Source organism: Desulfosporosinus burensis, assembly GCF_054657535.1.
Genome location: NZ_BAAHYN010000010.1, coordinates 21,389 through 45,764, shown reverse-complemented (window position 1 = coordinate 45,764; position 24,376 = coordinate 21,389). Strand labels below are relative to the sequence as shown.

The following is a 24,376-nucleotide window of genomic DNA, read 5'->3' as shown; positions in this document are numbered from 1 at the left end:
CGTTAGCTTATGGAAAAATGCGTGATACCACAGCTGTTTAACTATGGTAAACAAGAAGTCAGAGTCCTGATTGAGGGGGGAGAGCCGTGGTTCTCTGTCGAGGATGTTTGCAGAATTTTAGGGCTTATTAATCCAACGGTGGTCGTTGGCAGGCTCGATGACGATGAAAAGGGTCTAAGAACTATGGATACCCTTGGTGGACGGCAAAGCATGTGGACGGTCAATGAATACGGACTGTACTCATTAGTCCTTGGCTCTCGTAAGTTCGAAGCAAAGGCCTTTGAGTTTATCCTGTGTTGGTCACCGGGAATTCAATAAAAAAGCGATTCAATAAAATGGCAAGTGTCGCACGAGCCTTCGTGGTTCTATACCATCGACGAACACGCAAATAACAGAGGAGAGGGGATGGACGAAATGACCAAGGCAGAATTTCAAAAGTTCTTCCGATACATTTCCAGCGTGACAACAGATACAAACCCTTCACCGGAGAGAACGCAAGTCTACTGGGATTTGTTAAACGACTTAGAGTTTGAAGTGGCGATGGTGGGCGGGAAACGAATCCTAGCCACCTTAGAGAATCCCTTCTTGCCGATGCCGGCCGTCTTTCGAAAGGCAGCCCTGGAGGTAACAGGGAGAGAAACCCTACCCTGGCCGGAAGCCTATGATCAAGTCTTAAGGGCCATAAGAAACTTCGGCGTGCATCGAGTCGAACAAGCCCTCGATTCACTCACTCCGATCAATAGGGCAACCCTGAATGCCCTGGGAGGGTTCAAGGCCTTCTGTCTCAATGAGGAGAATGATATTAATAGAGCACAGTTCCGCATGGCCTATGAAACCCTAGCAAAACGAGAGATGATGGACGCCAATACCCCGCAAAAGCTTAAGGAACTCATGGCGGGAATGGGGAATAGTCCAGTTCTGGAACTTCCTAAGCCAAAGACAAGGAACCTTGATGGTCGTAGGAAGAACGACGAGGAACTTGAAGGGATCGTGGACATAGACGCTAACTCGGACCAGATCAGGGAGTTGTTAGCGAGAGTTGTCAAAAATAGGCGGAAGCAAACGCCGGAGTCTAGGCAGAACACAAAGATGAGCGCCGAGAGGGCGGAAGAGTTTCATTTGTAGGAGGATAAAACATCAACAGCCTTTACTTGCTAGCTTAGAGGGTTCAAGATGGGACGGGTTTTCCACTCATTGAAATGACAGCGATCTGTTTAAAAGCAAAGAATTTATCGGTTAAGAACTTTGATAAGTTTTAAGTCTTGGGAAAGCTGGTGGGAATTTTTTAGATTATCTGGAGTATACTCAGGGAAACGTCTGTCAAAAAAGGAACCTTGTTTTATATGCTCTATTGCGGGTTAAATAATAATGTAGCAAAAAACAACAACTAGGCTACCATTAATACTGAATCAATAATAAACCGTAGCACAGTCCCAACGTTCGGGCAAAAGAGAAAAGAAAACATGTATATTAGCTGCCAAGTCGTTTATTGAACGGCCTGGCTTTTTATATTATATTGGATTATTTATGTTATCTTGGCAGGAAATAGAAGAAAAATGTTGAAAGTATTTTAGAGGTGAATTACCTGTGACTAGAAAGAGGGAACTGATCATGGAAGAGAACTATAAGAAGAATCAGATAGTAAAAGCAATGACGGATGTAGAATATTATCCTTCTGCCCGAGAAGATGAAATCAGTATAGAAAAATACACGAAATTACCATTAGCAGAAGTCTCTGCATTGGGGATTGCTTTTGAACCTTTAGTATCAGTGTTTCAAAATATCATTCATACCGGTGGCGAGAGTGCAGGGAGCGGATTGTACAGAGTAACTATCCCTGAAGGAGTAAGTGGACATTTGGCAAAATTTCATGATGGAAGTGGATTCACGGCAACTGTTGTGAACGAAACTGGACTCGTCGGAAATGCAAGGCTGAATCCTCTCGTTTGTAATCCAACGATGTTGTTTATGGCAGTTATGTTCATGAACATAAATAAAAAACTTGATAGCATCCAAGAAATTCAGCAAGAAATCATTGAATTTTTGGAACAAAAGGAAAAATCAAAACTTAGAGGTAACCTCAATGTTCTGGCGGATGTTCATAATAACTATAAATACAATTGGAATAATGAAAAATACAAAACCAACAAGCATATCCAAGTACAGGAAATCAAACGGGATGCGGAACAAAGCATAATTTTTTACCGGAAACAAATAGATAAAAAAATCAATAAACAATCTTTCCTTCATAGCGACCAAGACGTAAAGAACAAGTCGAAAGAAATACAGTCCGAGTTCAAAGACTATCAACTTGCGTTGTATTTATACGCGTTCTCGTCCTTCCTTGAAGTGATGTTACTGGAAAACTTTGAATCGGCATACCTTGATAGTGTTGCTCACAAAATAGAGGATTATTCGTATCAATATCGTGAATTCTATACAAAGTGCTATGACCAGATTGAAGGATATTCTAAGTCTTCTATACATTCTCATTTGTTAAGTGGGTTAGCAAGTATTAATAGGGTTGCCGGAGATGTTGTAGCAAAGGTCCCCATTGTCAGTAAATCTCAGATTGACGAAACCTTGACTGAAACAAGTAACCGACTGGGAAGATTCAGTTCAAGAAAGACAGAACAGACTATGGCGCAATTTGTGAACAACAAAAGTAGCTATGTTCGTCCATTCGTAGAAAATATCAACGCTGTTAATAAGTTGTATAATCAACCAATGGAGCTTCTTTTTGATCGAGAAAACATATATTTCAGTCTGTCAGAACGCTGATATGTTCCCACGAACGTAGGTTTTTCTGAGCGGACGAAACTGGCCGGAAAGACTTTGCCTGGTGGGGTTAAACCCCAGCAGCAAAGGCAAGCCGGCCAAAAGCAGGATAACCGCGGTCATGCCAAAAGCCACGGCATACCCGTCTGGTTAAAAGAGAGAATTCTTAAAGGTGCTGCCTTTTCAAGATGACCGTAGACTCCTCTAAAATGGTATTAACGTTAGCCCAGCATGAAACTGGGCCTTCTTTGTGTTATATATCTAATTTCGATGATATTCATCTATTTATTATTTTCAAGACAGGATTCCCCTTACTTTGCAAAGAAGTTATGCGATGATGATTAGGTGATCTAGAATTAATCCCCCTTAAGCGTATACAAATGGTGCTCTAAGCGAGGATGATTTCGGAATGAATTGGTCATTTTGTCTATAATGGGAAGTCCAATTAAATTTGTTTTGGATGTTATAATTATCATTTTGTATAGTAAATAGGGTATAGAAGGTGAATAAAAATGAAATATGATTTCCGTGGTGCTCGTGGTTCAAACGCGGGAGATGATTTTCATGAATTATGGGCTCTTCGCCAAGCATTAGCTCTTCTTGATCAAGATACAAAGCTTTCTGCAGTAACAGTAGAAGGTGTAAGGGTAGAAGATGAAAATGGATTACCCCTTGATACATGGGATGGCGTGGATTGTACCTTTTATTACAGCGGGGATCAAATTGCTTCAGCTGAACGGATAGTGATTGACCAGTTGAAATACTCGTCTGCTAATCCTGAACAGACGTGGACGCTAGCTCGCTTAACCCATAGTACAAACAAAAAACATGATAATTCAGTCATAGGAAGACTAGCTAAAGCCTTCATAGGAGTGAAGACAAAGCGCCCTGACCTAATTGAAAATAGGAATTTAATGATACGTCTTGTAAGTAATCAGCAAGTCGATTCGGCTGTACTTGAGTCTCTTGAAAAGCAAAATGCGAATAGTAAAGCAGTTCATGATGCACTTAGAGAAGCGAGTGGATTGGATACTAAGGATTTCGATTCTTTCATAAAAAGTATTAATTTCTCAGAATGTGGTGGAGAATCACGGTTTGCAATTGAAGAGCGTGTTCTAACTACTATTTCCGATTGGACAGATGATGATGCGCGGGTGATAGTAAACGAGCTCTTACGCTTTATACGACGTGCTATGATGCCGGAATCAAAGGGTGAGGTCTTAACTCGACAATCTATACTAGTATGTTTGGGATTCTCAGATTCTCGTGCACTGTTTCCGTGCCCAACAATTATGAAAAGGGTTGATCAGCTCATTGTAAGAGATGCCTCTCGAAAAATAACTGAACAAATATTAAGTGGCAACCAACGTATTTGCCTCCATGGAGAGGGAGGATGTGGAAAGACTACTACATTGCAAGAGATAGAAAAGTTATTACCATCTGACTCTGTTGTCATAATTTTCGACTGTTACGGTGATGGTCGATATCTTGATTCCGATGCGTACCGCCATAGGTCACCAGAAGCTTTTCTCCAAATTTCAAATGATTTATCTCGCCAGCTTCAGCTTCCATTGCTAATGAATAAATCACAAAATTTAGACTACCCAAAAGCATTCAAAAAGCGTTTAGAAAGAGCTTCACAAGTGGTTGCATCTACGAACCCTGATGCACTGCTAGTGATTGCAATTGACGCTGCCGATAATTCTGTTACAGCTGCAGGGATGCAGTCACCTCCAGAAAGAAGCTTTATGCATGAATTCATGTCTTTGGGTGATCTGCCTGAAAACGTCCGTTTTATAATCACAGCACGTACTGGCCGTCTACCTTCACTCAATCTTCATCGCAGTTTTTCTGAAATGGAGATTAGTGTGTTCACATGGGATGAAACTGCTATTAATGTGCGAGCGATATGGAATGATGTACCTGATAGTTGGATTGAAGACTTTCATTATCTTTCACGTGGTAATCCACGAGTGCAGAGATATTCATTGGACTACACAGGAGGAAACACCTCTCTTGCGTTGCAGTATCTTCGTCCAAACGGGAAAGGTCTCGATCAAGTTTTTCAAAGCCAGCTAGAATATGCCCTTCAAAAGGCAGGAAACGAAAATGATATTAAAGTTTTCTGTTCGGGTATTATTGCCTTACCAAGGCCTGTACCAATTACTGACCTTTCTAGAATTTCTGGAATGAGTGAGTCACATATATGTGACCTCTGTGCAGATCTTGCTCCCGGAATCAGATTAATAAATGGGACAATTGGCTTTGCAGATGAAGATTTTGAACAATTTATACGTGACGAGGCAAAGGATCAGTTAAGTTCAGTCCGCGAAAGAATTGCTATTCATTTCATGAGTCGGCATAAACAGGATGCCTATGCTGCAACTCATCTTGCTGAAGCATTGTTTATAGCAGGACGTGGGAAAGAGATAATTGAGTTAATAAGTACAGAGAGTGAGCCGAAAGCTATTACCGATCCAATCTTAAGAAGGGAAACCCATTTACAGCGACTTCGTATTGCAATGAAGGTTTGCAGAGAATCAGGTGATACTATTGATGCTATAATGACTGTACTTATTGGTGCTGAAGCATTAAAAACTAATACGGTTATTCATCGATTGCTCATTGATAACCCAGACCTTTCTGCAAATTTTGCACGTGAAACTGCAAATAGATCAATTCTTTGTAATCCAATTAGAATAGAGAATCACGGTCCGTTATTATTTCAACTTATGGCAGTTGATGCTCGGCAAGGAAATAGCATTTTAGTCCGTGAAGGCCACAGACAACTTAGTGCTTGGTTGCAACGCCGAAGTAAACATTATGAGGATCATAGAAAAAATAACCCAGGTATTAGGCCACAGGGTTGGTCTATTGAAGATTATGACATAGCTGCAGAAATTGAAGCCATATTGCGTGTATCTGGGCCCCAAAAGGCTTTGGACATGCTTCTTCGATGGAACCCAAAGTCAATAGCAATACGGGTCGCTTCTATTATTTCTCATAGACTAATTTCGTCAGGAGAAATAGACCTTATTAAGCGATGTATAACAGAGGTTAAGATTCATAGACCATGGAATTTGTTTTTACTTACTCCTCTTGCACTTGCTGGAGAGGTTGTTGATTTGTCAGAGCTTGAAGCTGGTCTTAAGAGTCTTCTTCGTCGACGTTTAATTCGGATCGAAGGATTAAGGAATAATACGAAAAGTGATAATAGTGATGTTGAGTTTTTGGAGATAATCCTCACAGCAGTTGAGATAATTATTGCCAGAGGTGGCGAAATACAAAACGTTGTTCCAGTGCTAGAGAGAATTGCTGACAAAAGTGTGAGGCAACGCGACCAAATATACACTTCTCAAGTCTCGATAATTGATCTTAGCTTACGTGCACATGCGTTGCTTGAACGCTTATCCGGACATGAAACTACTTTACAAACATATTTGATCGATCCTCCGTTGGTATCGGGTGAATTAGAGAACGGAAAAAATAATCAAAAAAGGATAGACACCAATAAAAATGAGGAACTACAGTCATTTATTGGGCCTTTGATTGAGATTTATGATGTACGAGCTCAAGCATTGATAGGAGTGGTTCCTATAAATGAAATTGCACCAAAGCTGCATAATGCTATTAATCAGTATCACCACCAGGAATACAGAATTAATAGAGAATACTATGCTTCAGAGATGAGATTAAAAGTTGCTTTGTCAATAACTCGTCTTATGGTTATTCAGAATTATGACCGGAATTTTTTATTGGAATGTGCAAATTCAATTATAAAATCAAATTCAAGCCCATTTCACCCTGCAAAAGTAAAAGTTCTTGAGAGGTTTGCACTTGACCAATCTTTGCATAATAAGATTCTTAGTAGTATTACAGCTCTCGCTGAAGGAGTAAAGCTCACGAGAACATCAGCAGAAGAGAAAATTGAAGCGTATGTTAGATTTACACGTCTTCTTTTACCAATAAGTGAGAGTGATGCAGAAAGCTTTTTTAATGAGGCAATAGAGGTAGCTGGAGAAGTCAATGAAGATACTATTTTTGAAATTTCACTTTTTAAACCAATTTCACAAAATGCAGTTAAAAGTATGAGTTTGGATGAAAGAAGATTGTTAGCTTGTGATTTAGCAACTATTACAAGTGATGCAGGAGTACGTTTAGATGGTAACGACCATTTTCCATGGGATGAGTCTGCAGAGGCACTTGCTATAATTGATGTGAGTCTTGCTTTGGCTACAGCAGCAAAGTGGGATGACATGAATATCATTGACAAAGATAGGATTCTTCCATCTATTATACAGACAGCTCTAGAAATACAAGAAGTAAGCCCTATTCAAGTGGCATCTCTATCTTTTCTATTCGATCAACTTGATGAAGAACTGATTTCCCGGATTGTTGATGAAGCTGAAAGAGTTAATGGTAATGTAGATCTACAGAAACTTGCCGACCATCTTTCAAAAGAAGAATTATTGAGATTTGGTAAAGGTTGCCGTGAAAAAGTATGCGAGAAACTTAGCTTACTATTAAAGGGTAAAAAAACTAGCTTCTGGCTTGAACAATTAAAGCAAGCAACAGCATTCAATACTGCATATTTTAATTCAACTTCAAAGGAGAATTTTTCGTTTTCTCGTTCTTCCTCAAGTGTAGGAGATGAAGCCTTATTTTATGGAATTGATCTGAGTTTATATGATTTTGTTGATCCTGATGAAATAACAAATATTATTAATCAAATTCACAGTACAGCAAAAAAATCGGATGGCTTCGTTTCAGTTTCGAATATTCTAATCCAAATTAGTAAAAAAGTTAAACTTAATAAAAGAGTAAAACATCTTGAGGCCTTGACAAGACTGAAAAGCCAAAATGTTTCTGATTATGAAGTCATTGAAACGCTCAAAACGAGAATAGATGAATGGAATGAATCTCCTTCTGTAAAAAGGTGGTGTCATGAACGTTTACTCCAAGTTATTATTGACTTTCTTCCTGGGATGTTTGGATGGTATGACTCAAGACGTTCTCAACTGTTATACTTTATTGAAAAATCGGATGCAAATGATCATGATATTTGTGCAGTATTATTAGATGCGATAGAACGTCACGTTGACACATTAAGTGCCTCGTCTGTGTACGCGCTTGTTGGAATAGTTGGGCAGTATTGTACTCCGAGTGAAGCTACACAGGTCATTAAGCGTTATTCTAAGCGATTAGTTCAACGTATTCCTATTCAAGATCAGGAAATATGGGATTTAAAGGACATTCCAATTAAAGTAGAGGAAAGTCTAGCACGGTTTCTTTATGCGATGATGGGGGATATTGACGTTAGAACAAGGTGGCGTGCTGCGCATGCACTTAGAAATTTAGTCTCTATGGGAGAGAGTGTTATTCTAGGCAAGATAATTGAATTATACGACCGGACTTCAGAAGTGAGCTACCGAGACCATAACGCTCCATTTTATTGGATTGCAGCTCGTCTTTGGCTTATGGTTTCATTTGATAGGATTTGCAGTGAAACACCGGCAGTAGTTAACCCTTATGGTCTCAGACTTTTTGAGATCGCATGTGATGAGAAATTTCCCCATATCATTATACGCTCATTTGCTAAAGCAGCTGTTAATAAGCTTAAAAAAAGTAGAGAATTTGTACTGGATAAAACCCAGGTTGATTTGTTGGAACAAGCAAACATAAGCCCTATTCGTAGGAAGAAATATAAAGAATCATATGGACATAGCCTTCGTAATCGAAGTAAAAGTGGTAAGAAAGACCGACGCTTTCACTTTGATAGCATGGATACACTGCCATATTGGTACTCCAGAGCTATTAGTACTTTTGCAGATGTTAACAATGAAGAGTTCTTAGATGTAGCTGAGAAGTGGATTGTCGATTACTGGGGTGTACAAGGTGACAAAGAGGGATGGATTGAAGAACCAAGAAAAGACCGTTTCTCAGGACGTTCATATTCCTTAATGGATCACAGGCATGGATCACGACCAGTACTAGAGCGTTTCAGTACTCACCTTGAATGGCATGCAATGTGGTGTGCTATAGGCGAATTGATGCAAACGCGTGCTTTAGCAAATTACAAAGACGATGAATACGATAGTTTTGAGTCCAGATTGCGTCATGAATGTCTTAGCGCTCCTCCATTATGGCTGGCGGATTTTCGGAGTCCGAAACCACTAGAGTCTCAATTGTGGTTTACACCTGAGAAGAATCTTGATCTTTGGGTTGATGATGTTGGGATAGGAGAATTTCTGAATGAGTTAGGTTTGACTAAACCTATGGACAAAATTGTCGTTGATAGTCATCATGATACTCGGTCATGTGATTTTTATTCGTCAGCAAGGGTTAATACTGCACTTGTTTCTCCAGAAACTGCGAGTTCTCTGGTGCGAGCACTACAAACTGTTGATAATTCGTGGGATTACAGAATTCCACCAGCTGGAGATGAACTTGAAATTGATTGTCCACCATACAAACTTGTAGGGTGGCTTGATGATCCAGAACATACATCAGGAATTGATGAAGGTGATATGCTGCGGTATGGAGTCCGAGAAATAGAATGTATCCCTTCAAAAAAGACTGCAACTGCTTTAAACTTGACATTCACTTATGATGGTCAGGCTAGATGGGTAAATACCAATGATGGTAACATTATTTTCACTTATGAAGCGTGGGGTGACAATTCTGATGACGACAGTGGTGATAGGTATCGTTATGATAGAACAGTACGGTCAAGCGGGTGGCGTCTAAAAGTTGATAGACAAGCTCTTTACGTAAACGGTAAATAATGAGTACCTGTCTTAAAATTACTTGTCATGTTAACCTTGAATATATGAATCTCTAAAAACTTGAGAACTTCTAACAGTTTTTCAAGTACTAGAAAAACTATAATCAAGGAGCTGTGCGTATGGACAGTAAAGTGAAATCATTAACTGCTCAGTATCGTTATGATAAGTGGGTTGCTATCATTTCAGAACACAATGCCAGTGGATTAGGCATCAGAGATTGGTGCCGGCAGAATAACGTAAAAGAAACATCTTATTATTATTGGCTTAAGAAAATCCGTCACTCTATCGTCGAATCCATTGATCAAGATGATAGAAATGGTGAGGTCTCTTTTGTTCCAATGCTATCACAACCGAAAACAAACGAATTAAGTCATGTTAAAAATGTTAAAGCTAACTCAACAGGTCAACCAGAAGTTATTATCAAACTCGGTGAAATTACCATCGAGTTTGGAAATCAAACATCGCAAGAGCTAATCTTAAATGTGCTCAGGGGCCTTAGAAATGTTTAATAGTGCCTCTGGATTTGATCAAATCTATATCGTCTGTGGTTACACCGATTTGAGAAGTGGAATAGATGGGCTAAGCGCCCTTATTCAGCAGAAGTTTCAGCTTAATCCCTTCCAAAATGTACTTTTTCTGTTTTGCGGAAGAAGAACCGATCGAATCAAGGGACTGGTATGGGAAAATGACGGTTTTCTAATGCTCTATAAACGTCTTGAGAACGGACAATTCCAGTGGCCACGTACTGAAGAAGCTGCTCGAAACATTACCTTACAACAATTTCGTTGGTTGACAGAAGGTCTCACACTTGACCCCAAGAAAAAGGTTCATCAATCTTCTCCAAAACGCGCAATTTAGCCAAAATACCTGTGGATAAAACGATTTAAAAATGTTAAATTTTAAACTTTTCCACAATTTTAAAAGCAAGCTCATTCCTTCTGTACACTGCATCTTCCGTGTGATAAAGTGAAATCATGGAGAAAAAATTGACCGAAAAACAACTAACTGACTATAGTAAGGAAACCATCGTAACCATGTACATGGCACTTCAGGAAATCACAGAATCCTTAAAGAAAACCAGTGACATGCAGCAGGAGCAGATGAATGTCCTTAACAAAAAGATCGATTTGTTACTGGAACAAGTCGCCCTGGCCAATCAACGACGTTTTGGCAGATCGAGTGAGAAGATCGTTTTAGATGGTCAAATGGAGCTTTACTTCAACGAAGCTGAAGCCATTGTTGACGCTAACGAATCGATCACTGAGCCTGAGCTAGACGAGGTTTATTCAAAACCGACTAAGCGCAAAAAGCAAAAGGGAAAACGCGAAGCAGATCTTAAAGACTTACCTATCAAGGTCCTCCATCATGAAATGAGTGAACTTGAACTAAAAGAGATCTTTGGTGACAAATGGCGTAGGCTACCAGACGAAGTTTATAAAAGACTTGCTTTTCATCCAGCGACTTTTGAAGTGGAAGAACACCACGTCGCTGTTTATTGTGGCGCAGATAATCAGACCATTGTGCGTGCGAAACGCGATAAAGATCTTCTTAGAAACAGCATCGTGACGCCGTCGCTACAGGCGGCGATCTTTAACAGCAAGTATATCAATGCACTACCGCTTTATCGATTGGAGCAAGAATTCAAGCGACATGATGTGAACATTTCTAGGCAGAACATGGCAAACTGGACGATCCAGTGCAGTGAGCGATACCTTTCTTTACTTTATGACAGAATGCATCAGGAATTACTTGAGAGTCCTGTTCTACAAGCGGATGAAACGCCCGTGAAAGTGAGTAAAGATGGCAGAGCTGCAGGAAGTAAAAGTTATATGTGGGTCTATCGCACAGGCAAAATGTACGATAAACAACCAATCATCTTGTATGAATACCAGCGAACCAGAAAGGCAGACCATCCCCGAACGTTCTTAAAGGATTACTCTGGGGTGCTCGTGACAGACGGATATCAGGTTTATCACACGCTGGAAAGTGAACGTGAAAATCTGACGGTTGCAGGTTGCTGGAGTCATGCTCGAAGGCGCTTTGCAGAAGTTGTGAAAGCCCAAGGCGAAGAAAAAGCCAAAGGCACCCTAGCCTATGAGGCTTTAAAGCAGATAGCTGCCATCTATAAACTTGACAATGACCTTTCAGAGTGCTCAAATGAGGAGCGCGTACGGCAAAGGCATCTCATCGTGAAGCCTCAGGTGGAGGCCTTCTTTGCATGGACAAAATCACAGGTTAATGAAGTCCCTGAAAAATCTGAAACGGGCAAAGGTCTTTTATACTGCCTTAATCAAGAGCGCTATTTAAAAGTATTTCTTGATCATGGGGATGTACCACTTGATAACAATGCTACGGAATCGGTGATAAGAGGCTTTTGCATTGGAAAACATAACTGGCACTTAATTGACACGATCAATGGTGCTAAAGCGAGTGCCATCGCTTACAGCATTGCTGAGACTGCTAAGGCCAATAATCTTAAGCCGTATCAGTACTTCAAACATCTACTGAGTGAGATCCCAAAGCATGAAGATGATACAAACTTATCTTTTCTTGAAGATTTGTTGCCTTGGTCAGGTAAGCTACCGGAGGAATGTAAAAAACAGACTAATCTATAATTCACAACGGACCGTCATTTGACGGTTTTTGTTTACTCTATGACGCACTATTTACCGTTTACCTCTTTACACCTTTCTTAATAAAATTAAGCTAGATCTTATTGTCGAGGTTGAGATTACAAGGAGGAACAAAGGTTATGACTACTCAAGACACGACGAAGAAAAGACAAAGGAAGCGCGGTATGACAAAGTCATCCTCCTCAGAAGGGATGGAACAATCGAAGATGCCGAAGGATGTATTGGGACTTGGAAAGTACCTTGTACATGAATTGAGTTACGAGGATGGCGTTGATACTCTTGGGCGGTGGATGTCGCACCATTTAGCAGAACTATTAAATAAAGCGGAGAATGCTACTACAGAACATGAGCGTGAACGGGCACAAAAAAGTGTAATAGAAACTATTTTAAGCATTTGGGATCATCGATCTTCAATGCCAGGAAAAGTTTACCCTCTTGAGTCATACAAAGATACTTTAAAGATGCTTGACTTATTAAAACCAGACAGCAATCCATTCAGCTTATTGTGGCACCGTGACGGCACGAATGTAGACCAGCTTGCCGCTAATCTTTTTGATAGACATACAAGGATTATTGTTGCAACATTGTTAATGAAAATTGAACCTGAGAATCGGTTTGTAGATGTTGATCCTGCTGTTTTTGATGCTCTTAATGAAGTAGAAAAGCATGTGTTAACATCACTTCAAGAATGGGGAAGTTTATTAGAGATAGATGAGAAGAAAACTAAAGGACGTGCAAGAAAAAGTAAGGAAGATGCAGGAGATAAGAGCGTAACCCTTGATGAAGTAACGCTAGAATTGATTGATGAAACAATGATGAATCTCCAAGAACTACGAAATGAGATTCTAAAAAAAGCTTAGCTTGGGTTTTATAAGAAGAGTAAGAATATAATAACTCTACAATATATAGCGTTTAAATCTATTTATTGCTATTTATTATTGATATGACAGAGAAGTATAGCACTTCCAATTTGGCTAATAACGTGAAATTCAATTAAGATGCGTTTTTTAAAGCAAAACTTGAAGTGGAGCGGATAATAAAGGAACAATAATAATTGTATAGAGAGTAAAAGTACCAAGTCCTTATTAATTTCTACTATTTTATTATTTTAAGGAGGACTTTGATGGGAAATTGGTTTAAATGGAATATGTTTTTCACTTCATTTCTTCCGCTGTGGGTTTCAATCATAATTAGCGATCTTTGGAGTATCACCGTCAAAATTCATAACCTGCTTACTACCATTACAGAAGAAGCACCTGTTTCAGTTAAGTCTGTTTTATGTTCAATCTCAATCGAAATGATAATGATATTGCTCCTGTCTATTTGTTCGGTCGTAAGTATCTATGCGATAAACGATACAATAAAGACGCAGCAGTCAGCAGAGCATCCCGAACATGGAACAATAAAGAGAGCCAAGAGAGCAAATAAACTTACTGCTGAATTCCTACTTGCGTATATCCTTCCTATGATCGCATTTGATTTCAGTGAAATAAAAAGCATCCTATTATTTTTGATATACTTTGCTGTCCTAACTTTTCTGTGCATAAGAAACAATAATGTATATACAAATATTTTTCTAGAATTTAAGGGCTATCGGATGTATGAATGTGATATTGAATGCCCCAATATGAACGGAAGTCAAACATACATAGATAGTTTGATCATAAGCAAGAACAATCTGACTCAAGCAATTCCGCAGGAAATACACTACTTTGATTTTGATAATTATATTTACATTGAGATTTAAGGAGGAAGAAAATTGAGCAAAGAGTTGTTGTCCACAGCTATACATGTAGCCAAAGAACATGGCTATGCATGGAATTTGTATTTTTTTAAAATCAGTCATCGCAAAAAAGGAAACCCTTATTATGTCTATAAAATCAAGTTCAAAAACGTGAGCTATTTACCTGAATATGCTTTGGTCTTATGTGATGCTGTGTCTACATACCAGATAGGCCCACTTGAAAACGTACAGGAATATGATGGCATGAATAGTAAAACTTCATGCGATAAAATCAAAGTAAATAACGAATTACTTTCTGAACAATGGAATTATTTTTTTACTTCTGTTTCAAGCGCGTCAAGGGAAGAAATTAAAGGAAAATACCAAGGCTACATTCTTGATGGACAACCTACTGATGAAACTGATAAACCGATAACAGTTGTCAAAATCGGTAATCCTCTTTTCAATCTCGAAAATAAAAAGTCGGTGGTGTTTAAACACGTTGAAAATGATGAACTCGACCAGTTCAGCGACGACCTTTGCAGATTGTATTTGAAAGCAGATTTTCTTGTCATTAGTGACACCTTGTATGCCTTTAACCATGCTTTTGAAGGAATTTTCGACATGGAAAAAACGATGCGTCGTTTGAAAGATAATGCCATTGAGAACATTATGGCAACCAACGCATTCCGTGAAACAGAAAAAGTCACTTCCTTTATGAAAAGCTATACATCACCCAAAACATTCTTGACGTTAAAGCAGATACGTGTAGATAAACTGTCTACGCAAGAAGGCCGGCAGGAAATAGCTAATAGGCTCCAACTGAATACTACTGGTGACTCTGAGATTATTGTTGATACTCAAGAACAGGCAAATCAGCTGATTAAATATCTATGCTACAAAATATTCCAAGATAAGGAAACCGATCATCTCATTGAAGTTACATCTATACTAAATGATAATATTTTGAGTCACTAATACATAGCTTTACTTGTGTATTTAATTATTACTTTTGCAAAGTGAAATTGTTTCATTGTGATTGAATTTATAATTATCCATACGCCCATTAGGCTAATAATTAGAAGTTAAGCGTTATGAAATTATTACAAGCTGGGCCCCGCTCCGCGGGAACTGCTCACTTCTTCGCGGTACCCGCTCCGCTCGGACATTCTCATCCTGCAGCTGCCGCTCGCGTGATCTGCCCTAGCCGGGCAGCTCCCGCTCGCTGAGTCAGTATTTGTGGTCCTGGTAGTCCGCACTCGGGCAGTCTCCCCTCGTAGCCTCGGGAAGCCGGCCCTCGCTTAGCGCACGGTTGCCGGTCTTTGCTTTGGTCACTTACTCCGGGCGGCTGGATCAAGATGCTCACTCGTACCTCGTTGCGCTCTCGAGCCAGTCCACTCCGTAAATAGCTAATCCTGTCCACATCCGCTTCCCAGCACTTGTTTTCTGACTTGGTTTGCCGGCCCTCGTACCTCGAGCCAGACAAAGCCTGCGCCAGAAAAAAGCGCTCGAAGGCGGGTGCAGGTCAAAGTTTATGTCCGCTATGTTAGCGGGACGATGTAATTCTCAATGGATTTGCTTTACCCGCTAACAAAGCTAGGCTCGCGGTATCCTGCCAAGGAGACAAGGTCCGAAGCCGCGAGCGGGAACCGTATAATGGTCTAGGAAAACTCGACAAGATTTTCTGAAAAGATAATGAACCTGATATAATAAAACCACTAAAGAAAGCAGGTTTATTATTGATGAAGAAAAGAGTATTTAGCGCAGAATTTAAGGCGGAGAGAGTTTTGGAGGTTTTGCGAGGCGAAAAAGAACTAAACGAAATCGCCAGCACCCATGAGATAGCGCCTAACCAGCTGCGGAACTGGAAGAATGAATTTTTGGCTAATGCAGCCAATGTATTTGATAACAAAAAGGACAAGGTGTTACAGGAGAAAGTTAAGGATCAGGAGCGGGAAAACGATAGCTTATATAAAAAGGTCGGTCAATTGACTACACAAGTCGATTGGCTCAAAAAAAAATCTGAAGAAATTCTTGGACCTGACTGGGAGAGTCGGTTTACTCCACGCCCAAAAGGCTGAAATCAAGGATCATAAGAACAGTGAAAATGGCGATAAACCGCTACCCTTGTCCACTGTTGCAGGGCTTTTAGACGTCAACCGAACAAGCGTGTACTACGCACCAAAAGAGCCTTCCGACTTTGAAATAATGGTTAAGCATAAAATTGATGCAATCCATACCGAAAGCCCATCTTGGGGCTCAAGGCAAATATCCAAAACATTACAAAAACAAGGCATTGAAATTGGTAGGCTCAAAACAAGGAAGTTTATGCAAGAGATGAGCATTTCTGCAATTTATCCGAAACCCAACCTATCCAAGCCTACAAAGGGACATAAGATCTACCCATATCTACTACGTAATGCCGTCATCACCCGAGCAAATCAGGCCTGGTCAATCGACATTACCTACATCAAGTTAAGACGTGGATTCATTTACTTAACTGCCATCATTGATTGGCACAGCAAGTGCATCGTTGGCTGGGAGCTGGATGACACTCTATCCACACGAATGGTGATCCATGCCCTAAAGATGGCCTATGCTGTTGCCACACCAGAGATATTAAATTCCGATCAGGGCAGCCAATTTACAAGCCATGAATATATTGAATTTGTTATCAATAACAAGAGTAAAATCAGCATGGATGGTAAGGGTAGATGGGCTGACAACATACCCATAGAGCGATGGTTTAGGACACTTAAATATGATGAAGTCTACCTTAAGGATTATGAACATATCAAGGATGCTAGGAAACAAATTGGAGGATTTATTCACAAATATAACTTTGTGAAATTGCACTCAGCATTGAATTACGAAACTCCGGCAGATATATATTACCCTGCTTTACTACAAATGAGTGCGTAGTCCTACACTCGGTAGGCCACTACATAGCACAAAATTCAATGATGCGCTCTAACAAAATGAAGACTACTACTATACAATATCTGGTACATTATCTTTTTGATTATTTTTGTCTTTACATCCGAGCCACTATACCGCTCCTCGTACATCGTCGCCGTACCCGCTCGCTTTGATCGATTATCCTGGCTTACCCGCGATACCGTCCCTCGCTTCCTCGGGCCGCTGACGGCTAGGCTGCATCTTTTGTCCGAGCTTGCCCGCGCGCGGTGGATCTCCCCTCGATTTCTCGGGGAGCTAACCGCGCTCAGATCGTTGTTTAGGTCTTTGCAGCGCGGAAATTCCTCCTCGTAGCCTCGGAGTAATACCCGCGCTGGGCAGCATTATGCTGCCCAGGGAGCCCCCCTGCAACCGCGTGCCTAGCTTGGTGAGCGGCAAGATTAGACTTAAGAAATAGCTAAGCCGCTCACTTAGCGGAGATAAGCCCTAACCCGCAACTCGGCCGCTGATACGTAGTATGCGCGGCCGGTGTGGCTGAGGGCCGGATAACCGCGCGCTTAGCGAAGGGAAGCTGGCCGAATGAGGCATGATCACCCGCAGCGGATACCAAGACCAAAAGGGAAATCTCAGCGAGCGGACGATCCTCGTATAGGGGAGACTTGACGAGCGGGAGGACCCAAGCGACAGTAGAGTGAGGACGTGTGAGCCCGCTCCCATTCCTGCAAGGAGCGGGCACCGAAGCTAGTAGATATAGCGGAGGACCATTACGTTTAGTTTTTAAGGCATCGATTGCTAATCGATGAGAGGCCGAATCTACGGCTTTTAATAAAAGGCGTTTGGCTTTAGCTGAATGTCATAACTTATTTTTGTGATATGCGGATGTAAATAACGGATAAAAGTGGTGATTTAATGAGTGAAGATAAAGAAGCGGCACTTTCACGTATAGAATGGGAAGGTTTTACAAGTAAAATTAAAATAATTAAAATAATAGAATCGGAATCAATCCCAAAAGGTGCAGAGACAATCGAAATTTGGCGAGATGATGATTACAAGCTGAACGGGAGAATACTTGGGGAATATGACGGCCATGGTATAGGCAACATGGACAAAGAAAAAGGCATTGCCGGTACAACTATGCCTAGTATCGAGATTGAGGGTACCGATCATTACGGTTCTATATCATACAAATTGAGTCATTGTTACATTGGAGGTATTTCTAATCAGGTAACACGCTTAGACTCCAACCCAAAGACCAATTTTGTCGCTAACCTAATGCTTTACCATGTTGAGAAGAAACAACTGACTGACATGAAATCTGATTTGTTGATTGAATGGTATCTGAATGGCCCAAGTGGAAGCTTTATATTTCCACGTTCTACTAAAAGACAGTTAAAAGAAGACTATATTAGAAAAAGGTTTGATAATGAGGAAAAATTATATCCTGGCACGCATAATGAAGAAAACACTAGAGATTTTGCTTTTGTAGAATTGGAAAATAGAAGTTTTATTATTCAAGCAGTTCCCAAATATTTTGGACCTAAGTGGTCTAATTGCATTGGAATAGAATATCGCGAAGAATGGGGAGGCATTCCTGACGAGGAAGAAAGAGAAGCGATAAGTGAAATAGTTGGTTTCATTTTCGGCAAACACTTATTGAATGTTGGATACACAAAGTTTACAGGTATGGGCTATCCGATAGAAGAAGTTGCTAAGAATCCATGGGGTGATAATGTTGTTTCTAAATGTCAAGATGCTGCATTGTTTCCGGTTGATATAGATAATTATCAGACATGGGGCTTGGTAGAAAAGGTACTTACCCAACTTATTCCCCAATACCTGTTATTACGTAATGATTTGAATCTAAAGCAAGCTCTTTTGAATTATTGGGTGTCGCTTGACTTGCCATTAGGAGTGAATCTACCGATTTTGTCGGCTGGCGTTGAAACAATTGCCAAGAGTTGGTTCAAAACAAGTAAATCAAAAACCAAAGGGGTCTATTTAGCAAAGAAAGAGTATGTTGAACTATTGGCTTCTGAATTCAATTTAATAGAGGACAAACTCAGAGAAAACGTTTACCAGCAAAGGATGTTAAATAAAATAAAAAATGCGTACAACATGGGTGCGAACGAACGGTTGGATTTTTTCTTTTCTGAGATCGCTTTACCTATAGGGGAGATAGAAGGAAAGGCTATTAAGGGACGAAATTCGATGGCTCACGGTGACATAATGAGTGACCAAGAAATTGAAAAAATGGTTCGTTTGACACGCGCTTTTCAAACACTTTTCCACCGAATACTTCTAAAGATATTAGGGTTCGATGGTGATTATATAGATAGGTCAACAGGAGGATGGCCTAGAAGGCATATAAATGAACCAATGCAGGGACCAATTGACTGAAGCTCTAAGGTATTGTGTTGAAACTTGCTGTATCAACATTCGCAGATGGTTACACAAATTAGGCTATGTTTAAGCTATAAGAACATGGGGGTATTAAACGTGCCAAAATACGGTCGAGGTTTGAACAGAGAAATTGTTGGTGGAGTTAACCAGGGCAATTTGCCTGAACCTTTCTCGGTAGCTGATATTAAGGAGTTCGTTGCACAAAAGTCGTGGCAAGTTCCGGAAACATATGTCGTCGTTTGTTTAGCAAATAGTGCGGCTACTAAACATAGTCATACGTATATAAAGTACTTTGTTTCCCTCGGAAACGGTCAATACAAATTATCGGAGAATTTTAAGGGTGTCCAATGGAAGTAGAAAAAGAATTTCCGTTATCCAAAACCGATTAGGGTAATAAGGGAATTTAAATATTTAATCGGAGGTGCCGTATTATGGGTATTAATTGGATAACAGCCAGTGAAATAGAAGCATGGACAAGTCGAGAACCTCGACGTGCTCAGGAACTTTTGCCTGAATTAGTTTGGCGTCTTTTGTTAGCCTCATGCGTTAATATGATGGAGCACCATTTCCCGCATTCTAAGGCAGTCCAATATAGTGGATACGACGGATATTTGGATACGGATACCCAGTCAGTATTTTTTCCTCGCGGAAAATCTGTTTGGGAATTTGGCTCAGATCAAAATATCTTATCTAAATTCAATGGTGATTACAAAAAACGTTCCGAGAACCCTAATGGTATAGAGCAATCTTCTACAACATTTTGTTTTGTAAGTTCTCGAATATGGAATCATCAAACAGGGATTGTGGAGATAACTGCTCAAAAAGGAGCAGAAGGTATTTGGAAAGATGTTCGTATAATTGATGCAATTAGTCTCGTAATGTGGCTCGAAGCATGCCCGGCGGTGTCTGCTTGGTTATCGGGGATAATGGGTCGTGATATGAATGGATTGCTTTCTTTGGAAGACTACTGGATAAACATAACTGAACACACTGACCCTAAATTAAATATCGAATTTTTTACATGCAGCAGGAAGCCCATTGTGCCACAAATTATTAATTTCTTTAATGCCGGAAGTAAACAGATTGTCCTGAGTGCAGAATCGGAAATAGAAGCGATTTTAGTCTTTGCCGCAGAATTAGTTTCTTCCGCAGATCCTGTATACATGGAATTATTATCTAGGTGTATTATCGTTCAATCTCCGTTGATGTGGGATGTTGTTTGCACTCAGTTTAAAGATGCTGTAATTATTCCTACGTTCTGCCCCCAAGCTGTGATTTCTCATGGGCGGAGTAGTTACATATTGCCAACCAACAAATATTCTTCAATTAACTTAATCAATAAAACCAGCAACCGTGTTGCCATTGACGCACACAGCACCCATACATTTCGTATAGCGCTTGAAAAGCTCGGCTATGATGCTAAGACCGTTTATAGCATTGCTTCTGATTTAAAACGAAGCTTTCCTGCATTATTCCGTAAAATTACAACTATACCTTACTTGAAGGTCCCGAGATGGTCAGAAATAGCTAATGTATTGGTATTAATACCGGCGCTCTTAATTGGGGCTTGGGAAGAAAATTGTTCAGGCGACCAGGAAGTTCTTAAGTCTCTGTCTGGATTGGAATATAACGAATACGTCCGATTGCTGCATCCTTTTATTGCCTGTGATGATACTCCATTGTTTGTTGTAGATGGTTCGTATATGTGTATATCGATATCAGAGATGTGGGATGTCCTTTGGAATCAATTCTCTTCAGATATGTTTCAAAGATTCAAATCTTGTGTTTTATCCGTATATGATGTTGCGGATCCTGCGTATGAACTCCCTGAGAGACAATGGTATATGGCAGGAGTTTTGGGTAAGAAATCCGATTACTCAAAACAACTACTGCAAGGCATAATCATCTCATTGATTATGATTGTAGAACGAGATGATGGCACAGGTAATAGCTTCGGAATTTCATCTATTACTGCTGAATGTGAGTCTCTCGTCTCTCAAACATTTAATCAGGTAAAAACGTGGCAGGACTGGTATACTATAGCTCCTTATATACCTTTTTTTGTCGAGGCAACACCAAATGCCGTCCTTTCTGTTATGGAAAAAGAAGCAGATATTCCTGATAGCGAGTTCTGGAAGATGTTTAAGAATCCGGAAGATGTTATGTTTGGTAGAACATTTTATACTCATTTGTTGTGGGCTCTTGAAAAACTAGTTTGGCTCCCGCGATATGCCGGACGTGCGGTCAAACTACTAATGTGTTTTGCGGATAAAGGGTATGAATATAAACTTTCCAATACGCCTATTAATACACTGACTGATATTTTTTGTTTTTGGCATCCTCAAGGCATATTTACTCAGGCGGAAAGGAATCTTTTGTTAGAGAAAATCTTGAAGGAGTATCCTGAAACGTCACGTAGTCTTGTAAAAGCGTTATTACCGCAGGGCCGCCACACTACAACCGACATATCAAAATTTAGTTGGAGAAATGTTGATATACCAGAAACAAGGGTTACAAGAGGCGAATATAGAGATGCCTGTGCATTTCTAGCCCAACTATTCCTTAACAATATTAACCCCTGTTTTGCGGATTGGGGTATTGTCTTTAGCTCTTTCAATGCATTTTTGAGCCAAACGGATGTAGTCATTAAAAAATGCAAAGAACAAGCTGTTGACATGGGCGCAGACGATTTGCTTAAACTATGTTCTGAACTGGCAAAGTTCATTGGAAAACATAGAAAGTTTGTTCATTCAGATTGGAGCATATCAGAGGAAGCGATAAGTAAAATAGAAGAACTTTATTATAGTATCCTGCCTGAAACACCATTGAAATACATTCATTATTTTGATTATCATTTTAATGGATTGCATCCGCTTGTCTATAAGGAAAAAGAATACAGCCTTGCTACTGAACGTGAACAATTAAAGCAATTTCAATTAGAGAAAATTCGAGAAGCTCTGTCTCAGTATGGCGCGGAATCAATATTTATTATGCTGCCTAAAATTGAAAACACTTCTACTTTTGCAGAAATCGTGACGGAAGAAGTGTTGAGCAATCACTTTGTATGGGATTATATACAACAAGTTCAGAAAATAAATCGAAATGTTGCATCTGCGATAGTTTCAAAAGTATATTTTCATTATGGACTTGGGGAATTTATTTCAACAGTGCCAGAGCTTCCAGCTAAAGATGCTGGTTGGCTATTAGTATGCCTGCCTTTAACAGAGGAGCTATTTGACTTAGTAAAATCTTTGACAAATGATACGCAGAGAATTTATTGGGAGACAATGAATCCCTGGCGGTTAGACTTAGATAATTTCCCGTTTTCCCAGCAGTACATTTTGAAAATGATAGAATTCAATCGCCCATACACTTTAATAGATTGTCTGGCATATAGTTCATACCCTGATATTCCTACACTTATTACGATTCTGCAAAAAGCCCTTGAGCTGAATCCTAACGATGAACCAAATGGGAAAGCTTTAAGTAGCGTTCCCTCTTATGACATTGAGGAGATTTTCAAAAAACTCTATACTGAGGCAGATAAATACTCCTCGGAGATTGCAAAACTTGAAATTGCTTATCTTTTAGCATTCGATATAGAATTTGAGCCTAAATGTCTAGTGGATCAAGTTTTGGCACAACCGTCATTATATATGGAGCTGCTTAGCGCTGCATATGAATCTGATGATATGTCTGATTCATGGGATAATGATCGCCAAAAGATGGCGCGTCACGCCGATGACGCTTTAGATCGAATACGACGGATTCCCGGCAGTAGTCATCAATCAGAGCAGCCTGATAAGCAAGTTTTCTTTAAATGGGTGGAGGATGCGAGCCTTCTTGCAGAGAATAGACATTACTCTTTGGCACACTCAATTTGTTTTGGCACAATACTGTCTTATGCACCTATTGGTGAAGATGGCGTTTGGCCAACCGAATGTATTCGTGACTTTTTGGAGAGAAATCACTCAGATAAATTGGTCAATTATTTTATTACTGGTCTGCGAAACCAAAGGGGAGTACACTCTGTAACAGGTGGTACTGAAGAATCGCAAATTGCTGAGAGATACTATGGTTATGCAACTAAACTTCAACTCTTATATCCTCGTACAGCAACGATTATTAACCGTATCGGTGATTCCTACCAGTATGAATCCGAAAGAGAACGTGCTCATGAATTAAAGGGACGCTATTGATTATTTTGATAAAGATGCAATTGAGATTGTACCAATCTTCAGCCGTTCTAAGTACCTTTTGAATACCACTTAATGTCGTACCGAAGAGAGTTTTCAATAGCTCATTTTAACTTCTCATATGACGTATATGTAAGATTATGTGCTGTAAAGATATTCGTCATTGAACTTAGTACAAGAGACTAGTTAAACTGTCAATATTGATAAAGGTAATGGGTGACAAAAAAATTAAGGCCATGAGGAGAGAAGATGTTTAAGAAGGCTATCTTTATTATTTGTTTATTACTTCTAGCTCTGCTTATTTGGGATTATCTAGTCAAGCCTTTAAGTTTGCACCGCCACATAAAGCTCGAAAATGTTTCGGAAATTATGTTATGGAGTGAGGCATCTGGAAAAGATTTGGCAACCGAGGAGGAAATTAAGAACTTAGTGACTTGGTTTAATTCAGCCTCAGGAGTACGCGAAAACAATAGTGTTCCAGGGGAGCCGCCACAGTCCGTAATTATTATAAAACAAATGAATGGCAAGGAGATTTTGATAAGTCGCCATGCTAAAAGATTTGATATTTCACGCTGGGATGAACACGGGAGGAATATCGTGTATTGGACTACTCAAAAAGAACTAAAGAATTTTTTGGATAAATTAGCAAAACAGTAGAACGTAAAATTGTAGCTGGGCCCCGCTCCGCGGGAACCGCTCACTCCTTCGCGGTACCCGCTCCGCTCGGACATTCTCATCCTGCCGCTGCCCCGCTCGCTGAGCCGGCATTTGTGGTCCTGGCAGCCCGCGCTCGGGCAGTCTCCCCTCTTAGCCTCGGGAAGCCGGCCCTCGCTTAGCGCGCGGTTGCCGGTCTTTGCTTAGGTCATTTACTCCGGGCGGCTGGATCAAGATGCTCACTCGTACCTCGTTGCGCTCACGAGCCAGCCTACTCCGTAAATAGCTTTA

Annotated in this window: 17 protein-coding genes; 16 read left to right on the top strand and 1 reads right to left on the bottom strand. The window is 40.1% G+C overall.

Features of this window, described 5'->3' with window-relative positions; all coding sequences use genetic code 11:
* Nucleotides 1-9: 9 nt before the first annotated feature.
* From ACYQ3Q_RS17830 to ACYQ3Q_RS17785, 10 genes are all read left to right on the top strand, one after another.
* The gene (locus ACYQ3Q_RS17830; protein ID WP_459929872.1) at nucleotides 10-318 is read left to right on the top strand and encodes a BRO-N domain-containing protein; all 309 of its coding nucleotides are present in this window, start codon (nucleotides 10-12) and stop codon (nucleotides 316-318) included.
* Between the two features lie 96 nt (nucleotides 319-414).
* Nucleotides 415-1,125, top strand: coding sequence for a hypothetical protein (locus ACYQ3Q_RS17825; protein WP_459929871.1), 711 nt, complete (start codon nucleotides 415-417; stop codon nucleotides 1,123-1,125).
* Nucleotides 1,126-1,611: 486 nt separating this feature from the next.
* Nucleotides 1,612-2,781: a hypothetical protein gene (locus tag ACYQ3Q_RS17820; protein ID WP_459929870.1), complete on the top strand. Its 1,170-nt coding sequence runs from the start codon at nucleotides 1,612-1,614 to the stop codon at nucleotides 2,779-2,781.
* 509 nt (nucleotides 2,782-3,290) lie between these two features.
* Nucleotides 3,291-9,563, top strand: a complete 6,273-nt coding sequence (locus ACYQ3Q_RS17815; protein ID WP_459929869.1) for a P-loop NTPase family protein — start codon at nucleotides 3,291-3,293, stop codon at nucleotides 9,561-9,563.
* Between the two features lie 119 nt (nucleotides 9,564-9,682).
* Entirely contained in the window at nucleotides 9,683-10,072 is a 390-nt protein-coding gene (gene tnpA, locus ACYQ3Q_RS17810; RefSeq protein ID WP_459929449.1) for an IS66 family insertion sequence element accessory protein TnpA, read from the top strand.
* Nucleotides 10,065-10,421 carry an IS66 family insertion sequence element accessory protein TnpB gene (tnpB, locus tag ACYQ3Q_RS17805; RefSeq protein ID WP_459929448.1) on the top strand — a complete coding sequence of 119 codons (357 nt, stop codon included), beginning with the start codon at nucleotides 10,065-10,067 and terminating at the stop codon, nucleotides 10,419-10,421. Before tnpA ends, tnpB begins: the two co-directional genes overlap by 8 nt.
* A gap of 116 nt (nucleotides 10,422-10,537) precedes the next feature.
* Nucleotides 10,538-12,178, top strand: coding sequence for an IS66 family transposase (tnpC, locus tag ACYQ3Q_RS17800; protein ID WP_459929447.1), 1,641 nt, complete (start codon nucleotides 10,538-10,540; stop codon nucleotides 12,176-12,178).
* A gap of 137 nt (nucleotides 12,179-12,315) precedes the next feature.
* Nucleotides 12,316-13,056, top strand: a complete 741-nt coding sequence (locus tag ACYQ3Q_RS17795; RefSeq protein WP_459929868.1) for a hypothetical protein — start codon at nucleotides 12,316-12,318, stop codon at nucleotides 13,054-13,056.
* A 263-nt stretch (nucleotides 13,057-13,319) separates the two neighbouring features.
* A complete protein-coding gene (locus tag ACYQ3Q_RS17790; RefSeq protein WP_459929867.1) occupies nucleotides 13,320-13,943 on the top strand; it encodes a hypothetical protein in 624 nt (207 codons plus the stop codon).
* A 12-nt stretch (nucleotides 13,944-13,955) separates the two neighbouring features.
* Nucleotides 13,956-14,897: a Kiwa anti-phage protein KwaB-like domain-containing protein gene (locus tag ACYQ3Q_RS17785; RefSeq protein ID WP_459929866.1), complete on the top strand. Its 942-nt coding sequence runs from the start codon at nucleotides 13,956-13,958 to the stop codon at nucleotides 14,895-14,897.
* Between the two features lie 193 nt (nucleotides 14,898-15,090).
* On the opposite strand, the gene ACYQ3Q_RS17780 is transcribed toward ACYQ3Q_RS17785, so the two are convergent.
* Entirely contained in the window at nucleotides 15,091-15,405 is a 315-nt protein-coding gene (locus ACYQ3Q_RS17780; RefSeq protein WP_459929865.1) for a hypothetical protein, read from the bottom strand.
* A 256-nt stretch (nucleotides 15,406-15,661) separates the two neighbouring features.
* Between ACYQ3Q_RS17780 and ACYQ3Q_RS17775 the strand changes: the two genes are divergently transcribed.
* The 6 genes from ACYQ3Q_RS17775 to ACYQ3Q_RS17750 all read left to right on the top strand — a co-directional run bounded on the left by ACYQ3Q_RS17775 (nucleotide 15,662) and on the right by ACYQ3Q_RS17750 (nucleotide 24,088).
* The gene (locus ACYQ3Q_RS17775; protein ID WP_459927575.1) at nucleotides 15,662-16,000 is read left to right on the top strand and encodes a transposase; all 339 of its coding nucleotides are present in this window, start codon (nucleotides 15,662-15,664) and stop codon (nucleotides 15,998-16,000) included.
* Nucleotides 15,954-16,841: an IS3 family transposase gene (locus ACYQ3Q_RS17770; RefSeq protein ID WP_459927319.1), complete on the top strand. Its 888-nt coding sequence runs from the start codon at nucleotides 15,954-15,956 to the stop codon at nucleotides 16,839-16,841. Before ACYQ3Q_RS17775 ends, ACYQ3Q_RS17770 begins: the two co-directional genes overlap by 47 nt.
* 903 nt (nucleotides 16,842-17,744) lie before the next feature.
* On the top strand, nucleotides 17,745-19,232 hold the full coding sequence (locus ACYQ3Q_RS17765; RefSeq protein ID WP_459929864.1) for a hypothetical protein: 1,488 nt from the start codon (nucleotides 17,745-17,747) through the stop codon (nucleotides 19,230-19,232).
* A gap of 99 nt (nucleotides 19,233-19,331) precedes the next feature.
* Nucleotides 19,332-19,592: a hypothetical protein gene (locus ACYQ3Q_RS17760; protein WP_459929863.1), complete on the top strand. Its 261-nt coding sequence runs from the start codon at nucleotides 19,332-19,334 to the stop codon at nucleotides 19,590-19,592.
* 74 nt (nucleotides 19,593-19,666) lie between these two features.
* Nucleotides 19,667-23,434 carry a hypothetical protein gene (locus ACYQ3Q_RS17755; protein WP_459929862.1) on the top strand — a complete coding sequence of 1,256 codons (3,768 nt, stop codon included), beginning with the start codon at nucleotides 19,667-19,669 and terminating at the stop codon, nucleotides 23,432-23,434.
* Between the two features lie 246 nt (nucleotides 23,435-23,680).
* The gene (locus ACYQ3Q_RS17750; RefSeq protein WP_459929861.1) at nucleotides 23,681-24,088 is read left to right on the top strand and encodes a hypothetical protein; all 408 of its coding nucleotides are present in this window, start codon (nucleotides 23,681-23,683) and stop codon (nucleotides 24,086-24,088) included.
* Nucleotides 24,089-24,376: the final 288 nt, after the last annotated feature.

Excerpts from the sequence above, each read along its gene's own strand:
- ACYQ3Q_RS17825 (WP_459929871.1), top strand. The coding sequence starts at position 415 with ATGACCAAGGCAGAATTTCAAAAGTTCTTCCGATACATTTCCAGCGTG.
- ACYQ3Q_RS17830 (WP_459929872.1), top strand. The coding sequence starts at position 10 with ATGGAAAAATGCGTGATACCACAGCTGTTTAACTATGGTAAACAAGAA.
- ACYQ3Q_RS17775 (WP_459927575.1), top strand. The coding sequence starts at position 15,662 with ATGAAGAAAAGAGTATTTAGCGCAGAATTTAAGGCGGAGAGAGTTTTG.
- ACYQ3Q_RS17815 (WP_459929869.1), top strand. The coding sequence starts at position 3,291 with ATGAAATATGATTTCCGTGGTGCTCGTGGTTCAAACGCGGGAGATGAT.
- ACYQ3Q_RS17765 (WP_459929864.1), top strand. The coding sequence starts at position 17,745 with ATGAGTGAAGATAAAGAAGCGGCACTTTCACGTATAGAATGGGAAGGT.
- ACYQ3Q_RS17750 (WP_459929861.1), top strand. The coding sequence starts at position 23,681 with ATGTTTAAGAAGGCTATCTTTATTATTTGTTTATTACTTCTAGCTCTG.
- tnpC (WP_459929447.1), top strand. The coding sequence starts at position 10,538 with ATGGAGAAAAAATTGACCGAAAAACAACTAACTGACTATAGTAAGGAA.
- ACYQ3Q_RS17820 (WP_459929870.1), top strand. The coding sequence starts at position 1,612 with ATGGAAGAGAACTATAAGAAGAATCAGATAGTAAAAGCAATGACGGAT.
- ACYQ3Q_RS17795 (WP_459929868.1), top strand. The coding sequence starts at position 12,316 with ATGACTACTCAAGACACGACGAAGAAAAGACAAAGGAAGCGCGGTATG.
- tnpB (WP_459929448.1), top strand. The coding sequence starts at position 10,065 with ATGTTTAATAGTGCCTCTGGATTTGATCAAATCTATATCGTCTGTGGT.
- ACYQ3Q_RS17790 (WP_459929867.1), top strand. The coding sequence starts at position 13,320 with ATGGGAAATTGGTTTAAATGGAATATGTTTTTCACTTCATTTCTTCCG.
- tnpA (WP_459929449.1), top strand. The coding sequence starts at position 9,683 with ATGGACAGTAAAGTGAAATCATTAACTGCTCAGTATCGTTATGATAAG.
- ACYQ3Q_RS17755 (WP_459929862.1), top strand. The coding sequence starts at position 19,667 with ATGGGTATTAATTGGATAACAGCCAGTGAAATAGAAGCATGGACAAGT.